At 61.1% G+C, this 875-nt stretch carries 1 protein-coding gene and 1 pseudogene; both read right to left on the bottom strand.

Translation table 11 applies throughout. The features are described from left to right. The coding region (locus FYB76_RS26510) for an ABC transporter ATP-binding protein (protein ID WP_154135603.1) at positions 1-590 on the bottom strand (590 nt) is incomplete at its 3' end. A 15-nt stretch (positions 591-605) separates the two neighbouring features. Then, positions 606-875 (bottom strand): annotated as a pseudogene (locus tag FYB76_RS26505) (ABC transporter ATP-binding protein); the annotation flags it as partial.

Below are 875 nucleotides of genomic sequence, written 5' to 3'. Positions count from 1 at the left end.
TCCACCAGCAGGATGGTGATCCCCTGCGCCGACACGTTGCGGATCACTTCAAAGATCTTCTCCACCATGATCGGCGACAGGCCCATCGACGGTTCATCCAGCAGCAACAGCTTGGGATGGCTCATCAGCGCGCGCGCCATCGCCAGCATCTGCTGCTCGCCACCCGACAAGGTACCCGCCATCTGCGCCGCACGTTCCTTCAGGCGCGGGAAGACCTCGAACCAGCGGTCGATGTCGGCCTGGATCTGGCCCTTGTCATTGCTGGTGTAAGCCCCCATCAACAGGTTTTCCTGGATGCTCATGCGCGTAAATACGCCACGGCCTTCCGGCACCATCGCCAGCTTGTCCTTGACCAGCTCGAAGGACTTCTTGCCCTTCAACGGATTGCCCATGTAATACACGTGGCCGTCCACCTTGCTGCTGGGCAGCGTGCCGGTGATGGCTTTCAGGGTGGTGGTCTTGCCGGCGCCGTTGGCGCCGATCAGGGTGACCAGTTCACCGTCGTTGACTTCCAGGCTGATGCCCTTGACGGCCTGGATGCCGCCATAGGCCACGCTCAGTTGTTCGACTTTGAGGATGTTCGTTGTCATGTTCTGTGGTCTCGCTTAATGTCCTGCACCGAGGTAGGCCTCGATCACCGCCGGGTTCTTCTGCACGTCGGCCGGCACACCTTCGGCAATCGGCTTGCCGTAGTCCAGCACCGTGATGCGGTTGCACAGGCCCATCATCAGCTTCACGTCGTGTTCGATCAGCAGGATGGTCTTGCCTTCAGCCTGGATCTTCACCAGCAGCTCGCGCAGGCCCAGTTTCTCGGTAGCGTTCATGCCGGCCGCCGGTTCATCCAGCGCCAGCAGTTGCGGATCGGTCGCCAGGGC

This window comes from Herbaspirillum sp. CAH-3 (assembly GCF_009668275.1).
GTDB classification, from domain to species: Bacteria; Pseudomonadota; Gammaproteobacteria; order Burkholderiales; family Burkholderiaceae_D; genus Herbaspirillum; species Herbaspirillum aquaticum.
The sequence above is the reverse complement of the archived record's forward strand: the minus strand, read 5'-3'. Positions and strand labels throughout refer to the sequence as shown.